Below are 18,286 nucleotides of genomic sequence, written 5' to 3'. Positions count from 1 at the left end.
CCCGATGGTGCGGGCGCCCCGAAGTCCGACAACCCGAACACGAACAGCCCGGCCACGGTCAAGGCGCCCGACCGCGTCCTGGCCGGCGTGGGCGGCCGCGGCGACGACGGCATCCGCCTCGGCTCCGACATGTCCGACCCGCTCCGCCCCGTCGGCGACCACACCGGCGGCCCCCGCCCGGACACCACCCCCGGCGGCCACGCCCCGGACAACATGCCCCGCAACAGCGTGGACACCCCGTCCACCGGCGCCTCCCGCCCGGACACCCCGTCCACCGGCGGCGCGGGCCACGGCGACGCCTCCACCGGCGGCGCGGGCCACGGCGGCGCGGGCCATGGCGACGCCTCCACCGGCGCGGGCGGCACCGACATACCCACCGGCACGGGCCGCACCGGCAATCCCGGTGGCACGGGCAGCGGCGGCGGCCACGTGCCCGCATCCTCCGCTTCGCCTGACGACGCCACCCGCGCCGCACATCACGCGGAGTACGAGGCTGCCCGCGACGTCCCGCCGAAGGATCGGACCGCTGAGCAGATGGCGGCCATCACCCGCGAACACGTGTGGCTGGTCAACAACGACCCCGTCTGGCGCGCGGAACACTACGACAAGTGGGGTCTCGGCAAGCGCAACAACGCCGAGGAGATCGTCGACGGCCAGGTCCTTCCGAAGCTGGTCGAACAGTCCGGCGGCAGCTGGGTCGCCGCGTCCTCACTCCCGCACGCGCACCCCGGCGGCTTCCATCTCACTCCCTTGGAGAGAGGCCGGAGCACGGTGGCCACCGATGACCTCGCCCACCTGGACGGAGTCGCCGCCAAGCGCTTCGCAGGCATGGAGCTCAACAGGTTGGACGAGGCTTTCGGCAAGGACAAGAGCTACGACAACGCGTGGGAGCTGGCTCACGCACAGGAGCATTACAACAACACGGTCGGCAAGGACGTCTCGAACAACAGCAAGCTCGGCGAGGAACTGGGCGAGGAGGCCGCGCGTTCGCACATGCTCCGGCTGAAGGAGTTCGAAGGAGCAACAGAGCTCACTCTGAGGGATACGGCGAACGGCGCGAAGAGGTTCGACCAGCTGTGGCGCGACAAGGACGGGAACCTCGTCATCGTCGAGGCCAAGAGCCCCAAGGGCGTACTGGAATGGCGTCAGAGCAACGGCCATCCCAGCGGCAAGGTCATGGTGAAGCAGGGAAGCATCGATTACGTCCGCACCATCCTGGCCGACATGAAGGACCGTGTCTTCGAATCACCGACCGTTCGTGACTCGGGGGCGCCGGCCGGTCGAGACGCCGCTCATCCGACCGAGGAGGAGCTCATCGCGGAGCTCGAGCAGGCCATCAAGGACAAGACCCTGCGCTACGTCCTCGTCCAGGCCAACGAAAACACCGGTAAGTATGCTGGCGCCGTACTCAAGTACTTCAAACTCTTCTAAGGAGTGAGGCATTGGTCACGACCATCTCCCGTCACCCGTTTCCCACGGGCAATGCGGAGGCGGGCCTCGCCGTTCTCCAGGGGAGTGCGGACAGGCTGATCGACGGTCTGGAGGCCGATTCCACGGATCTGGGCGAAGCCCTGGACACCGCGCTCATGCTGGCCAAGGCCCACTGCCTGATGGATCCGCGGGGATCGATCTACCCCACGTGGGACGCGTGGGTGACGGCCATGCAGGCCGGCTCCGCGGTGTTCGCCGCCGCGACCACGACCGAGACCCACGTGCAGTGCCGCATCGCGCACAAGGACCGCACGCTCGCAGCCACCGGCGTGCGGAACTACGTGACGCCCGGCACCTGGCTCACTGCCTTCTACCTGGCCGTCGTGTGCCGGGAACGGGACAGGATCACGGAGCTCTGTCGCGTGTCGCTGTCCCTGCTGCGGGAGAGCGGCGCGTACGTCGACGAGTTCGAGTACGCCTGGATCGACACCCTCCAGACCTACTGGCTGGGAGGCCCCGACCTCGGCCGGAAGCTGGTGGCCGCGGTCGACGGCAGCGACCCGGCGGTCATCAGGACCGACCAGGAGGCGGTGGGCAAGGTGCTCTACCCGCCGATGGAGATGTTCCACCGCATCGTCCGCAGGGACGACGAGGGCTTCAACCGCGCCTTCACCGCCGCCCTTCAGCTGCACGGGGAGTACTGGAACGTGGAGGGCCGCGCGACCCGCGTCTCGGGCCTCGTGGCGCTCGCTCCGCTCGCCATGGCCTGCTTCGCCCGGGAAGCGGGCATCCAGATCGAAGTCGAGTCCGAGTACGTGCCCGCGACCCTGCTCAGCGGAAACTGGTGCGGCGAGTTCCCGACCTGATCCCCCGGAACTCCGCCGCCGGAGGGCCAAGAAGCGAACCCCAGGTCGTTGACCTGGGGTTTTGTTGGCTTTCGCGCCGATTGCCGGGCGCCGTCGTCTGCCAGTTCGCAGGGCGGTGCGGTGCTCAGACGTCGCGGTGGGTGAACATGCGCTGCGCCAGCAGGGCCAGCGCCGCGCACCACGCGACCAGGAGCAGCAGCCCGTACGGGGCGTCGAGGGCGCCCGGGAGGGTGAGCTTGTCGCCGAGCACGGCCAGCTGCGCCCCGTCCGGGAGGAAGCGGCCCACCTTCGGGAACTGGCTCAGCACCATCAGCTGGCCGAGTGTTCCCCACATCACCAGCCCGATCATCGCGATCAGCTGGTTGCGTACGACGAAGCCGATCGCGGCGCCCCACGGCCCGGCCAGGGTGCAGACGCCGACGACGGCGGCCGCGACCTGCCAGGTGCGCCCGTCCAGGACCAGCGAGACGTCCTTCGATGCGAAGGCGGCCGCCCCGACCGCCAGCGCGCACAGCACCGAGACCACTCCGTAGAGCAGCCCCGCCAGCCCTGCGACCAGCAGCTTCGCGCCGACGACGGCGCCTCGACCCGGGGCGTACAGGACGCTGCGGCCGATCGAGCCGGACTTGAACTCGCTCGTGACGAGCAGCGCGCCGAAGAGCGAGGCGAACAGCGTCGCGGACGCGGCGAGGTTCACCACCCGGTGGGAGGCCTCCACGGCGTTCGCGGCGAGGTCCGCGCCGGCGTAGACCGTGCCGAGCTGGCCGAGGGCGCCGAAGGCCAGCGCCGTCAGCAGGAGCCCGGGCAGGGCCGCGCCGGAACGGGCCCGGAGGGTCTCGGCCGCGATCTGGTGCTTGATCGTGATCGGGGACGAGCCGGAGTCGGTGTCGGGGTTACGCACGAGAGGCCTCCATGGGGGACGGGGAGCCATCGCGGCGCCCGGTGGCGGATCCGGCGGCGGAGCCTTCGACGAGGTCGAAGTAGGCGTCCTCCAGTCGGCCGTTGCCCCGCCGGACCAGGTCCTGGAGGGTGCCCGTGAACAGGACCGAGCGGCGCAGCACGACGATGTCGTCGACGCTCTGCTCGACCTCGGAGAGCATGTGGCTGGCCATGAGCACGGTCCGGCCCTCGGCGGCGGCCTGCTCGACGAGTCGGCGCATCCAGCGGATGCCGTCCGGGTCGAGGCCGTTCAGCGGCTCGTCCAGGATGAGGAGTTCGGGGTCCGGCAGCAGCGCCACGGCCAGCGCGAGGCGCTGGCGCATGCCGGTGGAGCAGGCGCCGATGCGCCGTCCGGTCGCACTGCCCTCCAGCCCGACCTGCGCGAGCACCTCGTCGACACGGGAGGCGGGCAGCCCGAGCGCGACGGCGGAGATCTGCAGCTGCCGCCGTACGGTCATGCGCGGCGGGAAGCCGACGGAGTCCATGAGGACGCCGATCCGGCGGGAGCTCTGCGCGGCCGTGCCGGGCTCCGAGCCCAGGACGTGCGCGGTGCCGGCATCCGGGCGGGCCAGGCCCAGCAGGATCCGCAGCAGGGTGCTCTTGCCCGCGCCGTTGGGGCCGAGCAGGCCGGTGACCTTGCCCGGCCGCAGCTCGAAGGAGACGTCCTGGAGCGCCTGGTGGTCGCCGAACCTCTTGCTGATGCCGGACAGGGCGACGCTGGCGCCGCCCGTCCGGTCCGGGTGTTCCCTGCTCACGGATCTTCTTCCTGCCGGGGATGTCGGACGATGGAACGGAAGCGGATCGGAAGCGGGACGCCCAATCCGCGTTACTCAGCAAAGCAGTTGGGGCAGGTCGCCGGGCAGCCCTCAGGCAGCAGCATCCTGCCGGGGGCGCGGCAGGATGCTGTCGCAGGCGGCGAGGATCTCCTCCAGGTCGGCGACGGCCGCGTGGACGCCCTCCGTCAGCAGTACGCCCGAGGGGTTGAGCATCAGCTCGTCCACCCCCGCCCGGCGGTAGGCGTCGAGGGCCTCGGCGATCTCCTGCGCGGTGCCCGTGACGACGACCTGCCCGCGCAGCAGCGCGTCGGCCGTTCCGGCCGGATCGTGCGGGTCCACGGACACGCCGGCCCGACGCAGCATGTCGGCGTAGTGCGGGACCTCCAGGTGCGAGCCGGCCGCCGCCAGCGCGAGGCGCCGGAGGTCCCTGCCCGGCCGGGCGAGTGCGACGTGCACGGCGGTGGCGATCCGCGGCCGGACCGGGCGGCCCTGCGCGCCCTCGTCGAGGGCCGGGCGCAGTGTCCCCTTGACATAGGACGGCGGCGTCATCCAGGTGATGGCCACGTCGGCGACCTCGCCGGCGGTGCGCGCCATGCCGGGGCGCAGCACGCCGGCGCCGACCTCGACCGGGGCGTGGTCCAGGGGCAGGAGGCTCCCGTGCATCTGGTGGTACGGGCCGTCGTGCGCGACGGTCTCGCCGTCGAGGAGGGCGCGTACGGAGGAGAGGTAGTCGCGGACGGCGGTGCGGGGGCTCTTGTACGGGCTGCCGGTGAGCCCCGAGACGAAGCCCGGGTTGCCGATGCCGAAGCCGGCCACGACCGGCTGCCCGGTGACGAGGGCGAGGGAGCGGGCCTGGAGGGCGGCCTCGTAGGGGTGGCGCAGGGGCAGCAGTGTCACGGACGTGCCGACGGGCGTGCTGTGGCCCATGCCGGCGAGGTGGGCCAGGACCTGGTGCGGCTCGGCCTTGAAGGACTGGCAGAGCCAGAGCCTGCGGGCGCCGGTGCGCTGGACCAGGGAGGCGAAGGGGGCGACGAGTTCAGGGTGGTCGGGCTGGAGGGGGTAGAGGACCGCGGGGGTGCGCGGGTCGGGGTGGGGGGCCGGGTGCGTCGCGTTCACTGGATCCATCACCGGTCGCTCTCCTGGTCCTGTTCCTGGTCGTGGTCGTGGCCGCGATCGTGTTCCGACGCGTGTCGGGCGGGGTGTTCCGCCGCGTCCTGCGGCGTGCTCGGGCGGGCGCCCGCGGTCGGGTGCGCGGTGGCGCGTGCGTTCGGGGCTGCGTCGTCGAAGGTGGCGACGGTGGCGCGGGCCGGGTCGAAGAAGAACCCGGCCGCCTCGGTGACCTGGCGGTGCGTCACCTCTGCGAGCCGGTCCCGGTACGTCTCCAGCCAGTCCAGCGGCAGACCGGCCGCCGCGAAGCCGGCCAGCGCGCTCGCCTCCTCGGTCCGGGTGGCGAGCGCGAAGCGGGTGAAGCCGCTCGCGTAGGCGCGGGCCCGCTCGACCTCCTCGCGGGAGGGGCCGTCCGCGGCGAGTTCCCGCAGGCAGTCCGTGATCTCCTCGGCGATCCGGCCGGCCGTGCCGGGGGCGCCGGCGCACTCGATCTCCAGCCAGTCGCCTGCCCGGTTGCCCCGCAGGTCGGCGGAGACCGCGTACGCGAGCCCGTGCCGGTCGCGGACCCGGCGGGCCAGCCGCGAGGAGGCGGACCCGCCGAGGACCAACTGGGCCAGGTGCAGGGGGACGTGGGCCGGGTGGCCGTCCGGCACGGCGGGGGCGGCGCACAGGACGAGCGCCTGCCCGGAACCGGGGGACCCGGCCGGCTTGGTGAGCGCGATACGGCCGGGCCGCGGGGCGCGGCGGGTGAAGGGCGGCAGGACCAGCCCGGACGGGCCGCCCGACCAGGGCGCCAGCAGTTCCCGGACGCGGGCCCCCACCGCGTCGGGGCCGTCGGCGGTCGTCACCAGCAGCACCGCGCCGTCGGGCACCACCGCCCGCGTGTGCAGGGCGTACAGGTCCTCGGTGGTCGTCGCGGGGGTCCGCGCGGCCGGACCGTCCACCAGGGGGTGCGCGTCGAAGGCATGGTCCAGCAGGGCCCGGCGCAGCCGCTGCCGGGGGCCCGGGGTGCGGGGGTGGGCGGCCGCGCGCCGCCGGGCGAGGGCGAGGTCGGCCTCGCGGTACGCGGGGTGCAGCAGCAGGTCGGCGAGGAGCGCCAGTACGCCGGGGAGCCCGGCGGACAGCACGCTCGCCGCCATGACGAGGGACTCGGCGGTGACGACGGTGCTCAGTTCGGCGCCGAGGTCGGCGGCGTGGTCGGCGATGTCCTGCCGGGTGCGGGCGCCCGTCGTGGGGGTGGCGGCGGTGCCGGTGCCGAGGCAGGCGGCGAGCAGCTCCTGCGCTTCGGCGAGGTGCGGCGCGGTACGGGCGTACGGCAGCACGAGGCGGACCTCGGCCAGGGGTGCGCCGGGGGTGTGGACGACCACGACGCGCAGGCCGTTGCCGAGGGTGGTGTCGCTGGTTTCGCGGTTCACCGGTTCTCTCCGATCTCGGCCGGTGCGGTCAGTTCGGTCATCGAGCAGGGGCCGGACAGCAGGGCGCGGGCGGCGGCGGACACCTGGCCGGGGGTCACCCGGGCCAGCTCGTCGGGGAGCGCGTCCAGGCCCGGGGCGGCGGGGAAGAGCAGTGCCGTACGGCCGAGGGAGACGCTGCGGGCGGTGAGGGAGTCGGCCCGGCGGTGGCAGGCCAGCAGCAGCGCGTTGACGGCGCGGCGGTGCTCGGCCGTGTCGGAGGGGCGTTCGGCCAGCTCGGACAGGACGTCCCGCCAGCCGTCGGCCGCCGCCCCGGGACCGGCTCCGGGGGCGATCGCGAACTGTGCGAGGAGCAGGTCGGGTGCGGCGGAACCGAGCCACTGGCCGTGGTAGCCGCAGGTGACCCGGGCGGAGGTGATCCTGGGGTCGCGCCGGAGCAGGCGGGGCAGCCGGCTCCGGCCGAGGGTCTCGGCCAGGACGACCCGGGCGAGGTAGCCGCTCCGGTCGAGCACCGGGTCGGGCAGGGGGTGGCCCAGGACGGCACCGCTGACGGGGGAGGGCAGCGGCGCCGTCCGGATCGTGGCCGGCGCGGCGGTGCGCGCCGGGAAAGGGCCGCGGCCGGGGCCGGGGGCCGGTCCAGGGGCCGGTCCGGGGGCCGGGACGGGGGAGGGGTCGGCCGGGAGCCCGGCGAAGAGCGGTTCCACCGAGGCCGCCACGCGGTCCGGATCCACGTCCCCCACCACCGAGAGCACCATGGCGCCCGGCCGGTAGTGGCGGCGGAAGAAGGCGTCCACATCGGCGGTGGTCGCCCCCGCCAGGTCCCCGGCGGTGCCGAAACTGTCCCGGCTGCCGGGGTGGAGGGCCGCGAGGGCTGCCTCCCAGACCCCGCCGGCGGCTGCCGCGCCGCGGATCTCCTCGGCGATCACGGAGGTCTCCGTACGCAGCACGGACTCCGTGGGGGCGAAGGTGAGCAGGCGCCGCGCCTCCCACTCCAGGACCTCGGTGAGCATCCCGGTCGGAACGGTGGTGTGGAAGACGGTGTGGTCGCGGTGCGTCTCGGCGTTGCAGACCCCGCCCGCGCCCTCGACGCGGGCGACGTGCCCGTCCACGCCGTCGGAGGACGCCCCGCGCGGGAACATCAGGTGCTCGACCAGGTGGGCCATGCCGTGCAGGCCCGCCGGGTCCGCGTCGCCGCCCGCCGCCACCGTCAGCGCGACCGAGACGAGTCCGCCGCCGTGGCCGGGCAGCGGTTCCACCCGCAGCCCGAGGCCGTTCGGCAACCGGCTGCCGTGGGAGCTCATGCCAGCGGCCGGAAGACGGAGACGCACATCTTGCGGCTGTCACCGCCGTCGAAGGGCTGCTCCTGCCAGCCGGAGTACCGGCCGACCAGCTCCAGGCGGGCGATCGCCGCCAGCAGGTCCAGCTCGCTCGGCCACAGGTAGCGCATCACCGTGGACGAGGACGTGGGGGCGGCGCCGTCCAGGAACAGCGTGCTGTTCAGCAGCATGTTCTGGGAGGCGGGGAGCACCTCCAGGGACTCGATGACCACGCCGCGGGTGCCGGCCGGGCGGGTGGTGACGTCGGCCTTGCGCTGGACGTGGTGGTCGCTCGGGTCGAAGGTCTCGATCACCACGTGGCCGTCCGGCGCCGTGTTCCGGGCGATCGCGTGCATCATCGCGATCTGCTCGTCGACCGTCATCGCGCAGCACAGCACGTTGAAGGGGGCCAGTACCACGTCGAAGGTCCGCTCCAGGTCCAGCTGGACGAGGTCGCCTAGAACCGGGGTGATCCGGCCCTCGGGGTCCTTCTCGGCGAGGCGGGCGAGCATGGCGGCGGAGGTCTCCACGCCGTGGACCCGGAAGCCGTGGTCGGCGAGGGGCAGGGCCACGCGGCCGGTGCCGACGCCGAGCTCCAGGACGCTCGCGCCGGGCTTGGTGAGGGTGACCAGGTACTCGGCGATCTCGGAGGTGCCGGGGTAGATGTCGTCGTACACGTCGGCGAGGGCGTCGCTGTAGGCCGTGGTGATGGCCGTGCCGAGCCCGCTCGCGTCCGCCGGGGCGGTGACCTCGTCCGCCGTCGTCCCGTCCGCCGTCGTCCCGTCCGCCGTCGTCTCGTGTGCCATCGTCTCGTCCGTCGTCGTCTCGCTCATGTCAGTTCCCCTCCGTCGTGGAGATGTTGTTCTGGGGGTTCAGCGGGTCGATTCCCGCCGCACGGAATTCCCGCGCCACGTGCTCCTCCAGGGACCCCTCCGGGGAGCCGTCAGGCCGGCCTCCCGCTGCCACGGCGTGGTCGACCAGCGCCGTGGCCAGCGCGAAGCTGCGGTGCTGCCCGAAGCTCATGCCGCCCTGGCCCGGCCGCGGGTCACGGGGGTCCCACGCGGCCGCCACGCCCGGCGCGAGGCGTTCGGTGAACAGCGACGTGCCCGCGCCCCGTCCGGGCAGGTCCCGGACCGCCTCGACCACGGCCCGCTCGCCCGGCTCGTGGTCGCCGTGCAGGTAGACGACGATGCCGTCGCGGCGAGGGAAGTCGTCCGGGTCGGACAGCGCCTTCGCGTGGTACAGCGCGCCCGCCTCCTCCAGGGCGGTCAGCGCGGCCGCCCACAGGCCGGCCGCCGCGTTTCCGTCCAGGGCGTGCACGAAGAGCCGCCGGATGGGTCCGGCCGGGCGGGGCAGGGCGCGCGAGCCCATCACGTAGAAGAAGCCGGGCGACAGGGCGGGCCGGGCGGCCTCCAGGGCCAGTTCCACGATGTCCCCGGGCTGCGGCGCGTTCCCCCTCACGTTCCCGTCCCCGGTCCCGATGAGCCGGTCGGCGGGCACTCGGGCGGTGATGTCCGGCAGACGTACGACGAGCTGGTCGCCGTCCTCCCGCTCCAACACCTCGACCAGCCGGGCCCGGGTCGGGGTCCAGGCGTGCGGGACACCGGCCGCCAGCCGCTCCTCCAGGCTCGCGTCGCGCAGGCTGCGCCGGGGAGCTCCGCCGGGCTCCCGGCGGTGCTCGCCGTTGCCCGCGTGGAACTCCTCGTACAGCGCGTTGGACAGGCGCCCGCGCAGGTCGCGGGGGCTCTCGGCGGTGAACTCGCGCCCGTCGAGGGTGGCCTGGAGACCGTCGGCCCGTACGGAGACCAGGTCGAGGGCGGCGGTCAGCCGCGGGGCGAGGACGTGCGTGGCGGTGGGGGTCATCGGGAGCTCCCGGAAGGGGCTTCGAGCCGCAGCGTGGCGACGGCTCCGGACGGGTTGAGCAGCAGGACCCGTCCGATGCCGGCCGCCGCTCGGGCGACGGGGCTGAGGACGGCGTGGGCCTGGGCCGTGGCGATCAGCCGGTCGTACATGTGCCAGCCGGCGAAGGCGACGGCCCGCTCGGCCAGCTCGGCATCGGGGACCCGGCGTTCGAGGTAGCCCTGCCAGAAGGCGGCGATGCGCGGGGTGTGGCGGCGCAGGCTGGCCGAGCCGCGCTCGACGATCTCCTCGTGGGTGAGGTCGAAGCCGAGGGCGGGGGCTCCCGCGACCCGGTCGCCGGTCGGGGCGAAGACGGAGTAGGTGGCCTGGAAGAGCCACTCGCCGATGAACGCGCCGACGTCGCGCGCAGGGTCGGCGATCCGGAACTCCTCCCAGTCGCAGAGGTACAGCGTGCCCTCGTGCTGGATGAACTGGTCGAAGCGCAGGTCGCAGTGGGCGGGGGTGCGCGGCGCGGCCTGCTCCCGCTCGCGCAGCAGGTGCAGCGCGGCGACGACCTCGGCGTCGTCCTGGACCAGCTTCCAGGCGGCGATCTGCGCCATGCTGCGGTCGTGGAGCGCGCTCCAAGGGAGGGCCTTCAGCCAGGCCAGCGGGGGCAGAGGCGCCTCGCCGGTGTCGACGCCCGCACCGTCCGCGTCCAGCGCGTGCAGGGTGGCGACGGCGCGTCCGGCCTCGCAGCACATCTCCTCGTCGAAACCGCCGTCCACGGCGATCTCCGAACCGGAACGGGCGCCGGACAGCAGGCGGTAGGCGTTGAGGGCGGCGCCCTCGTGGGCGCCGAGGTGGGCGGGGGAGCGGAGCGGGGAGTCCGCGGGCAGCCGGCGGGAGAGGGCCTCGTAGGCGAGGGTGCGGTCGAGTTCGGGGCTGCTGCCGTCGGGAGCGCGGGCGACCGTCTTCACGAAGACCTGGTCGCCGCTGGTCGTCGTACCGGCCCAGTTGTCGTTGCGCCCGCCGAAGGCGGTGAGCCCGTCCGGGACGAAGCTGCCGAGGCCCAGCCGGCCCAGCAGTTCGGCCACCTGGGGAACGGTGTCCAGCTCGGTGGGCTGGTACCGCAGCAGCGCGGGCTGCTGCTCGGTCGGGGTCGCTGTAGTCATGACACTCCCTGGGGGACCGCTCTGCGGCCCTCCTCGTCGATCAACTCGGCGGTAAAGGCGATGTAGCCCAGGAGTTCGTCGTCCCACCCCCGGTAGGTCGCGAAGTCCTGCATGTGTGTGACGACCCGCAGGACGGCGGACCGTCCGACGAGCACGGGGTCGGGGCCGGGCCCGTAGGCGTCCAGCAGCAGCCGCTGGAGGTCGGCGGGCTTCTGGTGCGGGGTGGTCCAGGCCAGCTCCACGAGCTCGCCGAGCAGCCACCCCAGGTCCAGCTCGGGCCGTCCGACGGCCAGGTCCTCGCCGGTCAGCAGCGCCACCCGGCCCCGGCTCAGGGGCGGGACCAGCGCGCCGAGCGAGGCCCAGCCGTGGACCAGCGACCGACCGGCCGGTGCGGCGCCGGCCGTGGGATCCGGAACGGGGTCCGGTACGGGATTCGGGGCGAGGTCGTCGGCCCAGCCGAGCAGCCGCTCCATCCGCTCCGCGCCCCAGCAGGCCAGGGCGCGTTCCCGCAGTTCACTGCTGCCGCGGGCCCAGTCCCGCAGCCGGCCCAGTCCCGGCGGGGCGCCGAGCCGCAGCTCCCCGGGCGGGGGAGCCGGTACGGCGTGCAGCGCACGCAGGGCCCGGGCCGCCGAAACCAGGGAGTGCGCCACGAGCGCCCGGGCCTCGGGGCGGAAGTCCCGTAGCCAGGCCGCGGCGGAGGCCGATCCGCCGACCCGGTGCAGCAGCCCCGCGCCGGCCCGCTCGGGGACGGTCAGCAGTGCCGCGCCGGTGTCGTCGGGCAGTCGGGGGACCAGGTGCGCCGCGTGGGCGAGGAGCGGCCCCCGTACCTGCGCGCCGGGCCCCTGCCACCACAGGAAGCCGTCGGGCGCGCGGAGCACCCGGGTGGTCTGGAGCTCCGTCCCGTACTCCGCGACCACGTCGGGGCCGGACGGCTCCGGGAGCGCCGGCGACGCGGGGTCGGTCGCGGTCGTCAGGGCCGTCACGGCCGTCACGGCGTGGGCCCCTTCACGTCGGCACGGGACCGGGCGACGCAGAGGTCGTACAGCTCGTTGAACGGTGCGGAGCCGCCGTCCTCCAACTCCCCCGTACTGGCGCTGACCGCGGGGATCGTCGGCGCGAGGACCACACCGGGCCGGTTGCGTAGCACGTCCAAGTGGCCCTGTACGACAGGGCTCTTGTGCGCGGCGGGCGGCAGGGACGGGGCGACGCCCACGAGGGCGCCGGTGGACTGGAGGGCGAGCAGCAGGGGGGTGTCGGTGATGCCGAGGGCGTAGCGGCCCACGAAGTGCAAGGTGGCCGGGTGCACCAGGACAAGGTCCGCCCAGCGGGCCAGTTCGACATGGGGTACGTCGACTCCGGAGAACCTGCTCCAGTCGTCGATGAAGACCTCCTTGCCGGACAGCACGGCGATCGCGTCGGCGGACACGAACCGCAGCGCCGAGCGGGTCAGCGCGACGCGGACCTCGGTCTCCGGGTGCGCGTTCTTCAGCCAGTTGATCCAGAAGGGGAGAAAGGCCACCCCGAGGGCGCCGGTTCCCACGACGAGCACACGCCGCACCCCGGTGTCCGGAACGTCCATGTCTCCTCCTCTCGGGGTTCTACGGGGGCGCGGACGCGGAGGTCGCGCCGCGCCGGGGCCGGCCGGCCGCGCCGCGGGCGGTGTACGCCGCGGCGAGCCGGCCGATCCCCGATGTCACGCTGTGATCAGCACTTCTTCTCGACGGTCTTCGCGGCGAGCGAGCCGAGGGCGGCGGCGCAGGCCTGCGAGGAGCGGGCGCTGATGATGCCGGCCTGGATCGCCCACGGCACGGTGGGGCTGAAGGCCGGGCCGGCGGTGGCGCCGTCGTGCAGGCCCAGCTCCTCGGCGGAGGTGTAGGCGGTGTAGCCGTCGAACAGGTCCTTCTCGGTGACGTTCTGCATGGTGTGGTTCCTCTTTCGTGTTGCGGATGGTTCCGACCGGCCGACCGACCGGACGGCGGGGTGGTGCCCCGGCACCGCGGTAACCGCTGGACAGCACTGCCGCGCTGCTGCAGTGGTGCGTGGCCGCGACGCGGGTCCTACCGAGGTGCTGTGATCAGCACTTCTTCTCGACGGTCTTCGCGGCGAGCGAGCCGAGGGCGGCGGCGCAGGCCTGCGAGGAGCGGGCGCTGATGATGCCGGCCTGGATCGCCCACGGCACGGTGGGGCTGAAGGCCGGGCCGGCGGTGGCGCCGTCGTGCAGGCCCAGCTCCTCGGCGGAGGTGTAGGCGGTGTAGCCGTCGAACAGGTCCTTCTCGGTGACGTTCTGCACGTGAAATCTCCTCGGATTGCACAGATGGAAGTCCGGATCCGCCGGTGTGGCGGCCGGTGTCCGCTGGGGACGGATCGATATTGACCCGCCGCGCCGGTCCCGCACCATTGCCACTTGCGGCATTGACCCTTCCAGCAACTCCACTTCCGGCAATGTCGGTTCGATCGCGGGCCGTATTCCCGCCCCCTGTTTGCCGGGCGTCGCACCGGGCATTTCGCGGCCGTTCCGGCATTGCCGCAAGAGACAATTCCGCCCGTGTGTGGGGGGCATTAGAAATACGGTGTGAACACATCTGACGCAGAACAGCCCAAGGCCGAGCGGCCCGCGCTGCGCGCGCTGCTCTCGTACGCGCGGCCGCACCGCGGTGTTCTATCGGTGGTGCTGCTGCTGACCCTGCTCGCCAGCGCCGCCGGCCTCGCCCAGCCGATGGTCATCCAGACGGTCCTGGGCCATCTGATGACCGGCGCAGGCCTGCGCGACGAAATCCTTCTGCTGGTCGGCCTGTTGGTCCTGTCCATCGCACTCACGTGGGGGCAGGCCTGGCTGAGCGAGCGCACCGCGGAGCGCGTGGTCCTCCAGGTCCGGCGCGGCCTCATCGCCCGCCTGATCCGGCTGCGCACCAGCGAGCTGGACCGCGTCGAACCGGGCGGTCTGACCACCCGGGTGACCTCCGACAGCACCCTGGTGCAGCACGCCGCCACCGGCGGGCTCATCCAGATCGTCGACGGCTCGATCCACCTGCTGGCGACGATCGTGCTGATGGGCGTCATGAGCCTGCCCCTTCTCGGCATCACCTCGGTGGTCCTGCTGGTCGTCGGTGTGGCCATGGGCTTGGTCATGCCGCGCATCCGCCGGATCACCACCGAGGCCCAGGAGTCCGTCGGCGCGATCGGCGCAGCCCTGGACCGCGCGCTGGGAGCCGCCCGTACGGTGAAGGCGAACGGCGGCGAGGCCAAGGAGACCGGGCGTGCCGACGCCGCCGCCGAGCAGGCGTACCGCGCCGGACTGGCGGGGGCCCGGTACCAGGCGTTGATCGCGGTGCTCGCGGGGCTGGTCGTCCAGGCGTCGTTCCTCGCCGTCATCGGCTTCGGCGGTGCGCTCGTCGCCACCGGCGCGCTGGACCTCGCCGCGCTGATCGGCTTCCTGCTCTACCTGTTCAACCTGGGCGGGCCCATCCTGTCCCTGATCTCCGGGACCACGGCCCTCCAGCAGGGCCTCGGCGCCCTCGCCCGGATCGAGGAGGTCCGGGAGATGGAGGCCGAGGACGACGTGGACCTGACGCCGGCCAAGCCCTCCGGGCCGCCGCCGGAAGTGGTCGTGGAGGGGCTGGAGTTCGCCTACGAGGGCCGTACGCCTACCCTGAAGGGGACCAGTTTCACCGCGCCCGCCGGCGCGGTCACCGCGATCGTCGGTTCCTCCGGATCGGGAAAGACCACGGTGTTCTCTCTGATCCAGCGCTTCTACGAGACGGACGCCGGCAGCATCCGCCTCGACGGGACGGACATCCGCTCCCTGAGCCGGGCCGACCTGCGGCGCCGCATCGCCTACGTCGAACAGGACTCCCCGATGCTCGCGGGAACCCTGCGCGAGAACCTCCTCTACTCGGCCCCCGACGCCACCGACGAGGCGGTCGCCGAGGTGCTCCGCAAGACCCTGCTCGACGAGTTCGTCGCGGGGCTCCCGGACGGGCTCGACACCGAGGTGGGCTCCCGCGGCCTCGCCCTCTCCGGCGGCGAGCGCCAGCGCCTCGCGATCGCACGGGCGCTGCTCCGCGAGCCGCAGGTGTTGCTGCTGGACGAGGTCACGGCCCATCTCGACGGACTCAGCGAGATCGCCCTGCGCAAGACGGTCGAGCAGGCCGCCGAGAACTGCACGGTCCTGCTGATCGCGCACCGGCTGTCCACGGTGACCACCGCCGACCGGCTGATCCTCTTCGACGACGGCCGGGTCGGCGACCACGGCCCGCACGAGGAACTGCTGGAGCGCAACGACATCTACCGCGAACTGGCCGCGACCCAGCTGGTCTCCGCCCGCTGAGTGGCCCGGCGGCCGGGCAGGAACGTCCGTCCGGCCGCCGGACCACCCGCGACGAACCACCGTCCCACCCGCACCGAAGGACCTGAGCATGAACGATTCAGACCGGACCCCGACCCCCATCGAGGACACCCGTTTCGGCGGGATCACCGTCCACCAGGACGGCCAGGACCGCCTTGAGGTCGACGGTGAGGGGATCCCCCGTGTGGTCCTGGAGCGGGACCCCGAGTCGGAAGCGGACGCGCAGATCGCCATCGGCACTCGCGACCCCGCCTTCCTCACGCTGCGGATCGACGGCCGGGAAGCGGAACTGAAGCCGGCCAAGGCCAGCCTGAGCAGGCGTTCGTTCCGGGTGGACGTGGAGTTCGAGGGCGTGGACTACCGCCTGGTCCCGGACTCGATCCCCAGCAGCCGGCTGACCCGCGACGGCGTGCACATCGGTGACTTCTCCTCCGACGGCGACGAACTGGTCCTCGCGGAGTGGCGGGAGGGCGTCGAGGTCCGGCCGCTGGACGCGTCGATCGGCTACGCGCTGGCGTCGGCCTTCGGAACCGGCGGCCAGCCCATGTGGATGATGATCGTGGACGGCGTGAGCAGCGCGCTGCCGTAGCGGTCGCGGGGGTCGGCGTTCGCCGGCGTCCACACCGCGTGGCTCCAATACCGCAACGGCCGGTCCCCTGGGTGGGACCGGCCGTTGCGGTATTGGAGCGGTGTGCCCGGGCGCCGGTCAGGCGGCGCTGCGCTGTGCCGTCTCCAGGTCCTTGATGTCGTCGGCGTAGAGGTGGGCGACGATCGCGGCCTCGAACCTCGACTTCAGCTGGAGCTTGCGCACGATGCTGGCGGTGTGCGCGCGGATCGTGCGCTCCGCGATGCCGAGGTGCCGTGCGAGGCGGCGGTTCTGTTCCCCGGACGCGAGCAGCAGGAGCACTTCCACCTCACGGCCCGTGAGGGAGGAGAAATCCAGTGGGTGGTTCCCGGCCAATGACTTCAAAGTAGCTTCCCCCGTTGAAGGTTGGTGATTCCTGTCACTTCCGACCGCTATGTCGGACTCTATTTTTTACCTGTCCGTTACCCTGCATTACCGTTACGTAAGACTGCCCGGTGTCTGACTCATGCCCGGCAGTGATCGATCGCACGGCCAACGGGGGCAAAGTGCACGGCGCCAGCCTGCTCATATTCGGACTCACAGCCACGGAGGAGCGGACGTACCGCCACTTCCTGCGGAACCCGGGAACATCGGGCGAGGACCTCCACGTCCTCCTCCACGCACCCAGGGAAGAAGCCGACGCGGCCCAGGAAAAGCTGTTCCGACTCGGCCTGCTCCAGGGCGACCAGGCGGCCGTCTTCGCCGCCGATCCGGAGACGGCCGTGGGCCGACTCACCGACCTGCGGCTGCGGGTCCTGCACGAACAGCTCCAGCAGGTCACCCAGTCCCGCCACCTGGTGGCCGACCTGAAGGCCGAGCAGGGCGCCAGATCCCTCGCCCCGCAAGGCGTGGAGCGGCTGGAAGTCCTGTCCCAGATCCGCGACCGAATCGACGACCTGGCCTTCTTCGCCCGCGCGGAGATCCTGTCGGTGGAGCCGTATTCCGCGCTCACCCCCGACAACATCGCCCACGCCCGTCCCCTCGACACCCGGTGCCTGCGCCGGGGCGTCCGCATCTGCAGCGTGGTCTGCAAGGAGGCCCTGGACCACCCGCCGACCGTCGCCTACCTGCGCGAACTCACCGCGCAGGGCGCGTCGATCAGGGTCGCCGAAAGCTTCTCCGAGCGGATCCTCGTCTACGACCGGAAGACCGCCCTGGTGCCGGTGGACCCGACGGACACCTCACGCGGCGCACTGGTCACCCAGCAGGCCGGTCTGGTGTCCAACATCCTGGCCCTCTTCGAGAAGATCTGGGACCAGGCCGTGGACCTGGCCGTCCTGACCGGCGACGGATCCGACTCCGTCGAGGTGCTCTCGGAGATCGAGCTCCGGGTCCTCGAAGAGCTGTGCCGCGTGGGCAAGGACGAGACGGGCGCCCGGAACCTCGACATCTCCGTCCGTACCTACCGCCGTCACGTCGCCGACGTCCTGCGCATCCTCGGCGCCAGCAGCCGCCCGCACGCCGCGCTCCTCGCGCGGGAGCGGGGCTGGATCTAGCAGCAGGCAGAGCCCGGGCGCTACGGCCCTGTCGCGCGCCACCCGCGGAGCGAGTTGTCCCCGAGCGCCCGGGCCAGCCATTCCCGAACCGCATCCGCATCCGCAGCCGTATCCGCGGCCCGGTCCCCGCCGCGGTCCGCCTCCCCCTCGCCGGACCCCGTGCCCCCCGCCCGGTGGACCCGTACCAGCAGCGTGATCCGGTCGGCATCCAGTTGGTGTGTGCACGTCCAATGCGCGGGCAGCAGTCCCACGAGCCGTATGACGCTCGTTTCGGCCGCGGCGGCCTCGGGACCGGCCCTGACCAGGGCGACCTCGTACAGTTGCCGGTCCCTCATCGGGCCCTCACTGCCAGCCGTTGACGCAGGCCGGCTTCGGCATGGCCTTCGCGGCCAGTCGGTGCAGGGACTGCGGCAGGAGGTCGGACAGCGGGAGGGCGCGGGACATCGAGCACGTCTTCTCCGGCGCGGCCGCCTGCGGGGTCGCCGCGAAAGCCTCGGCCGGGCCCAGCATGACGAGGAGGGCCGTGGTCGGCACCAGCGCGACGCTGATCTTCTTGACGCTCATCGTGGTCTCCGTGGGTGGAAGAGCAGGTGTTTTCCCGGCGGTTGGCCGGTGAGAACAACCTTGTCAGCGGGACACGGCCCCGAACCCGGAGATCGGTGTCAGCTTGTTGCACCGAGGGCATGAACTTCGTGCCAAAGCCCCCCGGAAGGACTCCGCCAGGAGGATCTGCCCGACGCCACCGTCCCCGAAGTGACACGGCCCCGGCTCGTTGCAGCTTTCCCCGCCCCCCTTCGAAGCCACCCGCCCGGAATGAGGGGCTCGCGCGCGAGGCGTCCCCCGGTGGGGGGGGGGAGGGGGGGGGCGGGCCCCCCCCCCCCCCCCCCCAAATGTCCTCCCCCGAAAGCCCCCCCAGCCAGGCTGCGGGTTAGAGGGGTCCCCTCGTGTTCCCCCCCATTCTT

At 72.9% G+C, this 18,286-nt stretch carries 19 protein-coding genes and 1 pseudogene; 5 read left to right on the top strand and 15 right to left on the bottom strand.

Going from position 1 to position 18,286, the window contains the following annotated elements:
• Both ACZ4VL_RS38155 and ACZ4VL_RS38150 read left to right on the top strand, forming a co-directional pair.
• Positions 1-1,431, top strand: a pseudogene (locus ACZ4VL_RS38155) (hypothetical protein); the annotation flags it as partial.
• A gap of 11 nt (positions 1,432-1,442) precedes the next feature.
• Complete coding sequence (locus tag ACZ4VL_RS38150; RefSeq protein WP_468209823.1) at positions 1,443-2,297, top strand: immunity 49 family protein; 855 nt, start codon at positions 1,443-1,445, stop codon at positions 2,295-2,297.
• Positions 2,298-2,421: 124 nt separating this feature from the next.
• Here the strand turns inward: ACZ4VL_RS38150 and ACZ4VL_RS38145 are convergent, their stop codons facing one another.
• From ACZ4VL_RS38145 to lxmA (ACZ4VL_RS38090), 12 genes are all read right to left on the bottom strand, one after another.
• On the bottom strand, positions 2,422-3,198 hold the full coding sequence (locus tag ACZ4VL_RS38145; RefSeq protein WP_468209820.1) for an ABC transporter permease: 777 nt from the start codon (positions 3,196-3,198) through the stop codon (positions 2,422-2,424).
• Complete coding sequence (locus ACZ4VL_RS38140; RefSeq protein ID WP_468209817.1) at positions 3,191-3,991, bottom strand: ABC transporter ATP-binding protein; 801 nt, start codon at positions 3,989-3,991, stop codon at positions 3,191-3,193. The genes ACZ4VL_RS38145 and ACZ4VL_RS38140 overlap by 8 nt, the downstream gene beginning before the upstream one ends.
• 111 nt (positions 3,992-4,102) lie before the next feature.
• Positions 4,103-5,137, bottom strand: a complete 1,035-nt coding sequence (gene lxmJ / locus ACZ4VL_RS38135) for a F420-dependent peptide dehydroalanine reductase LxmJ (protein ID WP_468209815.1) — start codon at positions 5,135-5,137, stop codon at positions 4,103-4,105.
• On the bottom strand, positions 5,137-6,534 hold the full coding sequence (locus ACZ4VL_RS38130) for a M16 family metallopeptidase (RefSeq protein ID WP_468209812.1): 1,398 nt from the start codon (positions 6,532-6,534) through the stop codon (positions 5,137-5,139). The genes lxmJ and ACZ4VL_RS38130 overlap by 1 nt, the downstream gene beginning before the upstream one ends.
• Positions 6,531-7,832: a M16 family metallopeptidase gene (locus tag ACZ4VL_RS38125; RefSeq protein ID WP_468209809.1), complete on the bottom strand. Its 1,302-nt coding sequence runs from the start codon at positions 7,830-7,832 to the stop codon at positions 6,531-6,533. The genes ACZ4VL_RS38130 and ACZ4VL_RS38125 overlap by 4 nt, the downstream gene beginning before the upstream one ends.
• Positions 7,829-8,680, bottom strand: coding sequence for a class I SAM-dependent methyltransferase (locus ACZ4VL_RS38120; protein ID WP_468209806.1), 852 nt, complete (start codon positions 8,678-8,680; stop codon positions 7,829-7,831). The genes ACZ4VL_RS38125 and ACZ4VL_RS38120 overlap by 4 nt, the downstream gene beginning before the upstream one ends.
• Position 8,681: 1 nt before the next feature.
• Entirely contained in the window at positions 8,682-9,710 is a 1,029-nt protein-coding gene (locus ACZ4VL_RS38115; protein WP_468209803.1) for a T3SS effector HopA1 family protein, read from the bottom strand.
• On the bottom strand, positions 9,707-10,858 hold the full coding sequence (gene lxmK, locus ACZ4VL_RS38110) for a class V lanthionine synthetase subunit LxmK (protein WP_468209800.1): 1,152 nt from the start codon (positions 10,856-10,858) through the stop codon (positions 9,707-9,709). Before lxmK ends, ACZ4VL_RS38115 begins: the two co-directional genes overlap by 4 nt.
• Positions 10,855-11,850, bottom strand: a complete 996-nt coding sequence (locus tag ACZ4VL_RS38105; protein ID WP_468209797.1) for a hypothetical protein — start codon at positions 11,848-11,850, stop codon at positions 10,855-10,857. Before ACZ4VL_RS38105 ends, lxmK begins: the two co-directional genes overlap by 4 nt.
• Complete coding sequence (lxmD, locus tag ACZ4VL_RS38100; protein ID WP_468209794.1) at positions 11,847-12,437, bottom strand: peptide terminal cysteine decarboxylase LxmD; 591 nt, start codon at positions 12,435-12,437, stop codon at positions 11,847-11,849. Before lxmD ends, ACZ4VL_RS38105 begins: the two co-directional genes overlap by 4 nt.
• Positions 12,438-12,562: 125 nt before the next feature.
• On the bottom strand, positions 12,563-12,778 hold the full coding sequence (gene lxmA, locus ACZ4VL_RS38095) for a lexapeptide family class V lantibiotic (protein ID WP_468209791.1): 216 nt from the start codon (positions 12,776-12,778) through the stop codon (positions 12,563-12,565).
• A 154-nt stretch (positions 12,779-12,932) separates the two neighbouring features.
• Positions 12,933-13,148 (bottom strand): lexapeptide family class V lantibiotic, encoded by a 216-nt coding sequence (lxmA, locus tag ACZ4VL_RS38090; protein ID WP_468209791.1) that lies wholly within the window; start codon positions 13,146-13,148, stop codon positions 12,933-12,935.
• A gap of 282 nt (positions 13,149-13,430) precedes the next feature.
• Between lxmA (ACZ4VL_RS38090) and ACZ4VL_RS38085 the strand changes: the two genes are divergently transcribed.
• Positions 13,431-15,185 (top strand): ABC transporter ATP-binding protein, encoded by a 1,755-nt coding sequence (locus tag ACZ4VL_RS38085; protein WP_468209788.1) that lies wholly within the window; start codon positions 13,431-13,433, stop codon positions 15,183-15,185.
• Positions 15,186-15,273: 88 nt separating this feature from the next.
• The gene (locus tag ACZ4VL_RS38080) at positions 15,274-15,792 is read left to right on the top strand and encodes a hypothetical protein (protein WP_468209786.1); all 519 of its coding nucleotides are present in this window, start codon (positions 15,274-15,276) and stop codon (positions 15,790-15,792) included.
• 117 nt (positions 15,793-15,909) lie between these two features.
• Here the strand turns inward: ACZ4VL_RS38080 and ACZ4VL_RS38075 are convergent, their stop codons facing one another.
• The gene (locus ACZ4VL_RS38075) at positions 15,910-16,164 is read right to left on the bottom strand and encodes a helix-turn-helix domain-containing protein (RefSeq protein WP_468209783.1); all 255 of its coding nucleotides are present in this window, start codon (positions 16,162-16,164) and stop codon (positions 15,910-15,912) included.
• 170 nt (positions 16,165-16,334) lie between these two features.
• Here ACZ4VL_RS38075 and ACZ4VL_RS38070 point away from each other — a divergent pair, with 170 nt between their 5' ends.
• Positions 16,335-17,324 carry a helix-turn-helix transcriptional regulator gene (locus tag ACZ4VL_RS38070; protein WP_468209780.1) on the top strand — a complete coding sequence of 330 codons (990 nt, stop codon included), beginning with the start codon at positions 16,335-16,337 and terminating at the stop codon, positions 17,322-17,324.
• 20 nt (positions 17,325-17,344) lie between these two features.
• Here the strand turns inward: ACZ4VL_RS38070 and ACZ4VL_RS38065 are convergent, their stop codons facing one another.
• Positions 17,345-17,659, bottom strand: coding sequence for a hypothetical protein (locus ACZ4VL_RS38065; protein ID WP_468209777.1), 315 nt, complete (start codon positions 17,657-17,659; stop codon positions 17,345-17,347).
• A 7-nt stretch (positions 17,660-17,666) separates the two neighbouring features.
• Positions 17,667-17,888 carry a hypothetical protein gene (locus tag ACZ4VL_RS38060; RefSeq protein WP_468209774.1) on the bottom strand — a complete coding sequence of 74 codons (222 nt, stop codon included), beginning with the start codon at positions 17,886-17,888 and terminating at the stop codon, positions 17,667-17,669.
• Positions 17,889-18,286 lie beyond the last annotated feature (398 nt).

The organism is Streptomyces sp. NPDC029014 (assembly GCF_055564695.1).
This window is presented reverse-complemented; position numbering and strand designations above follow the sequence as displayed.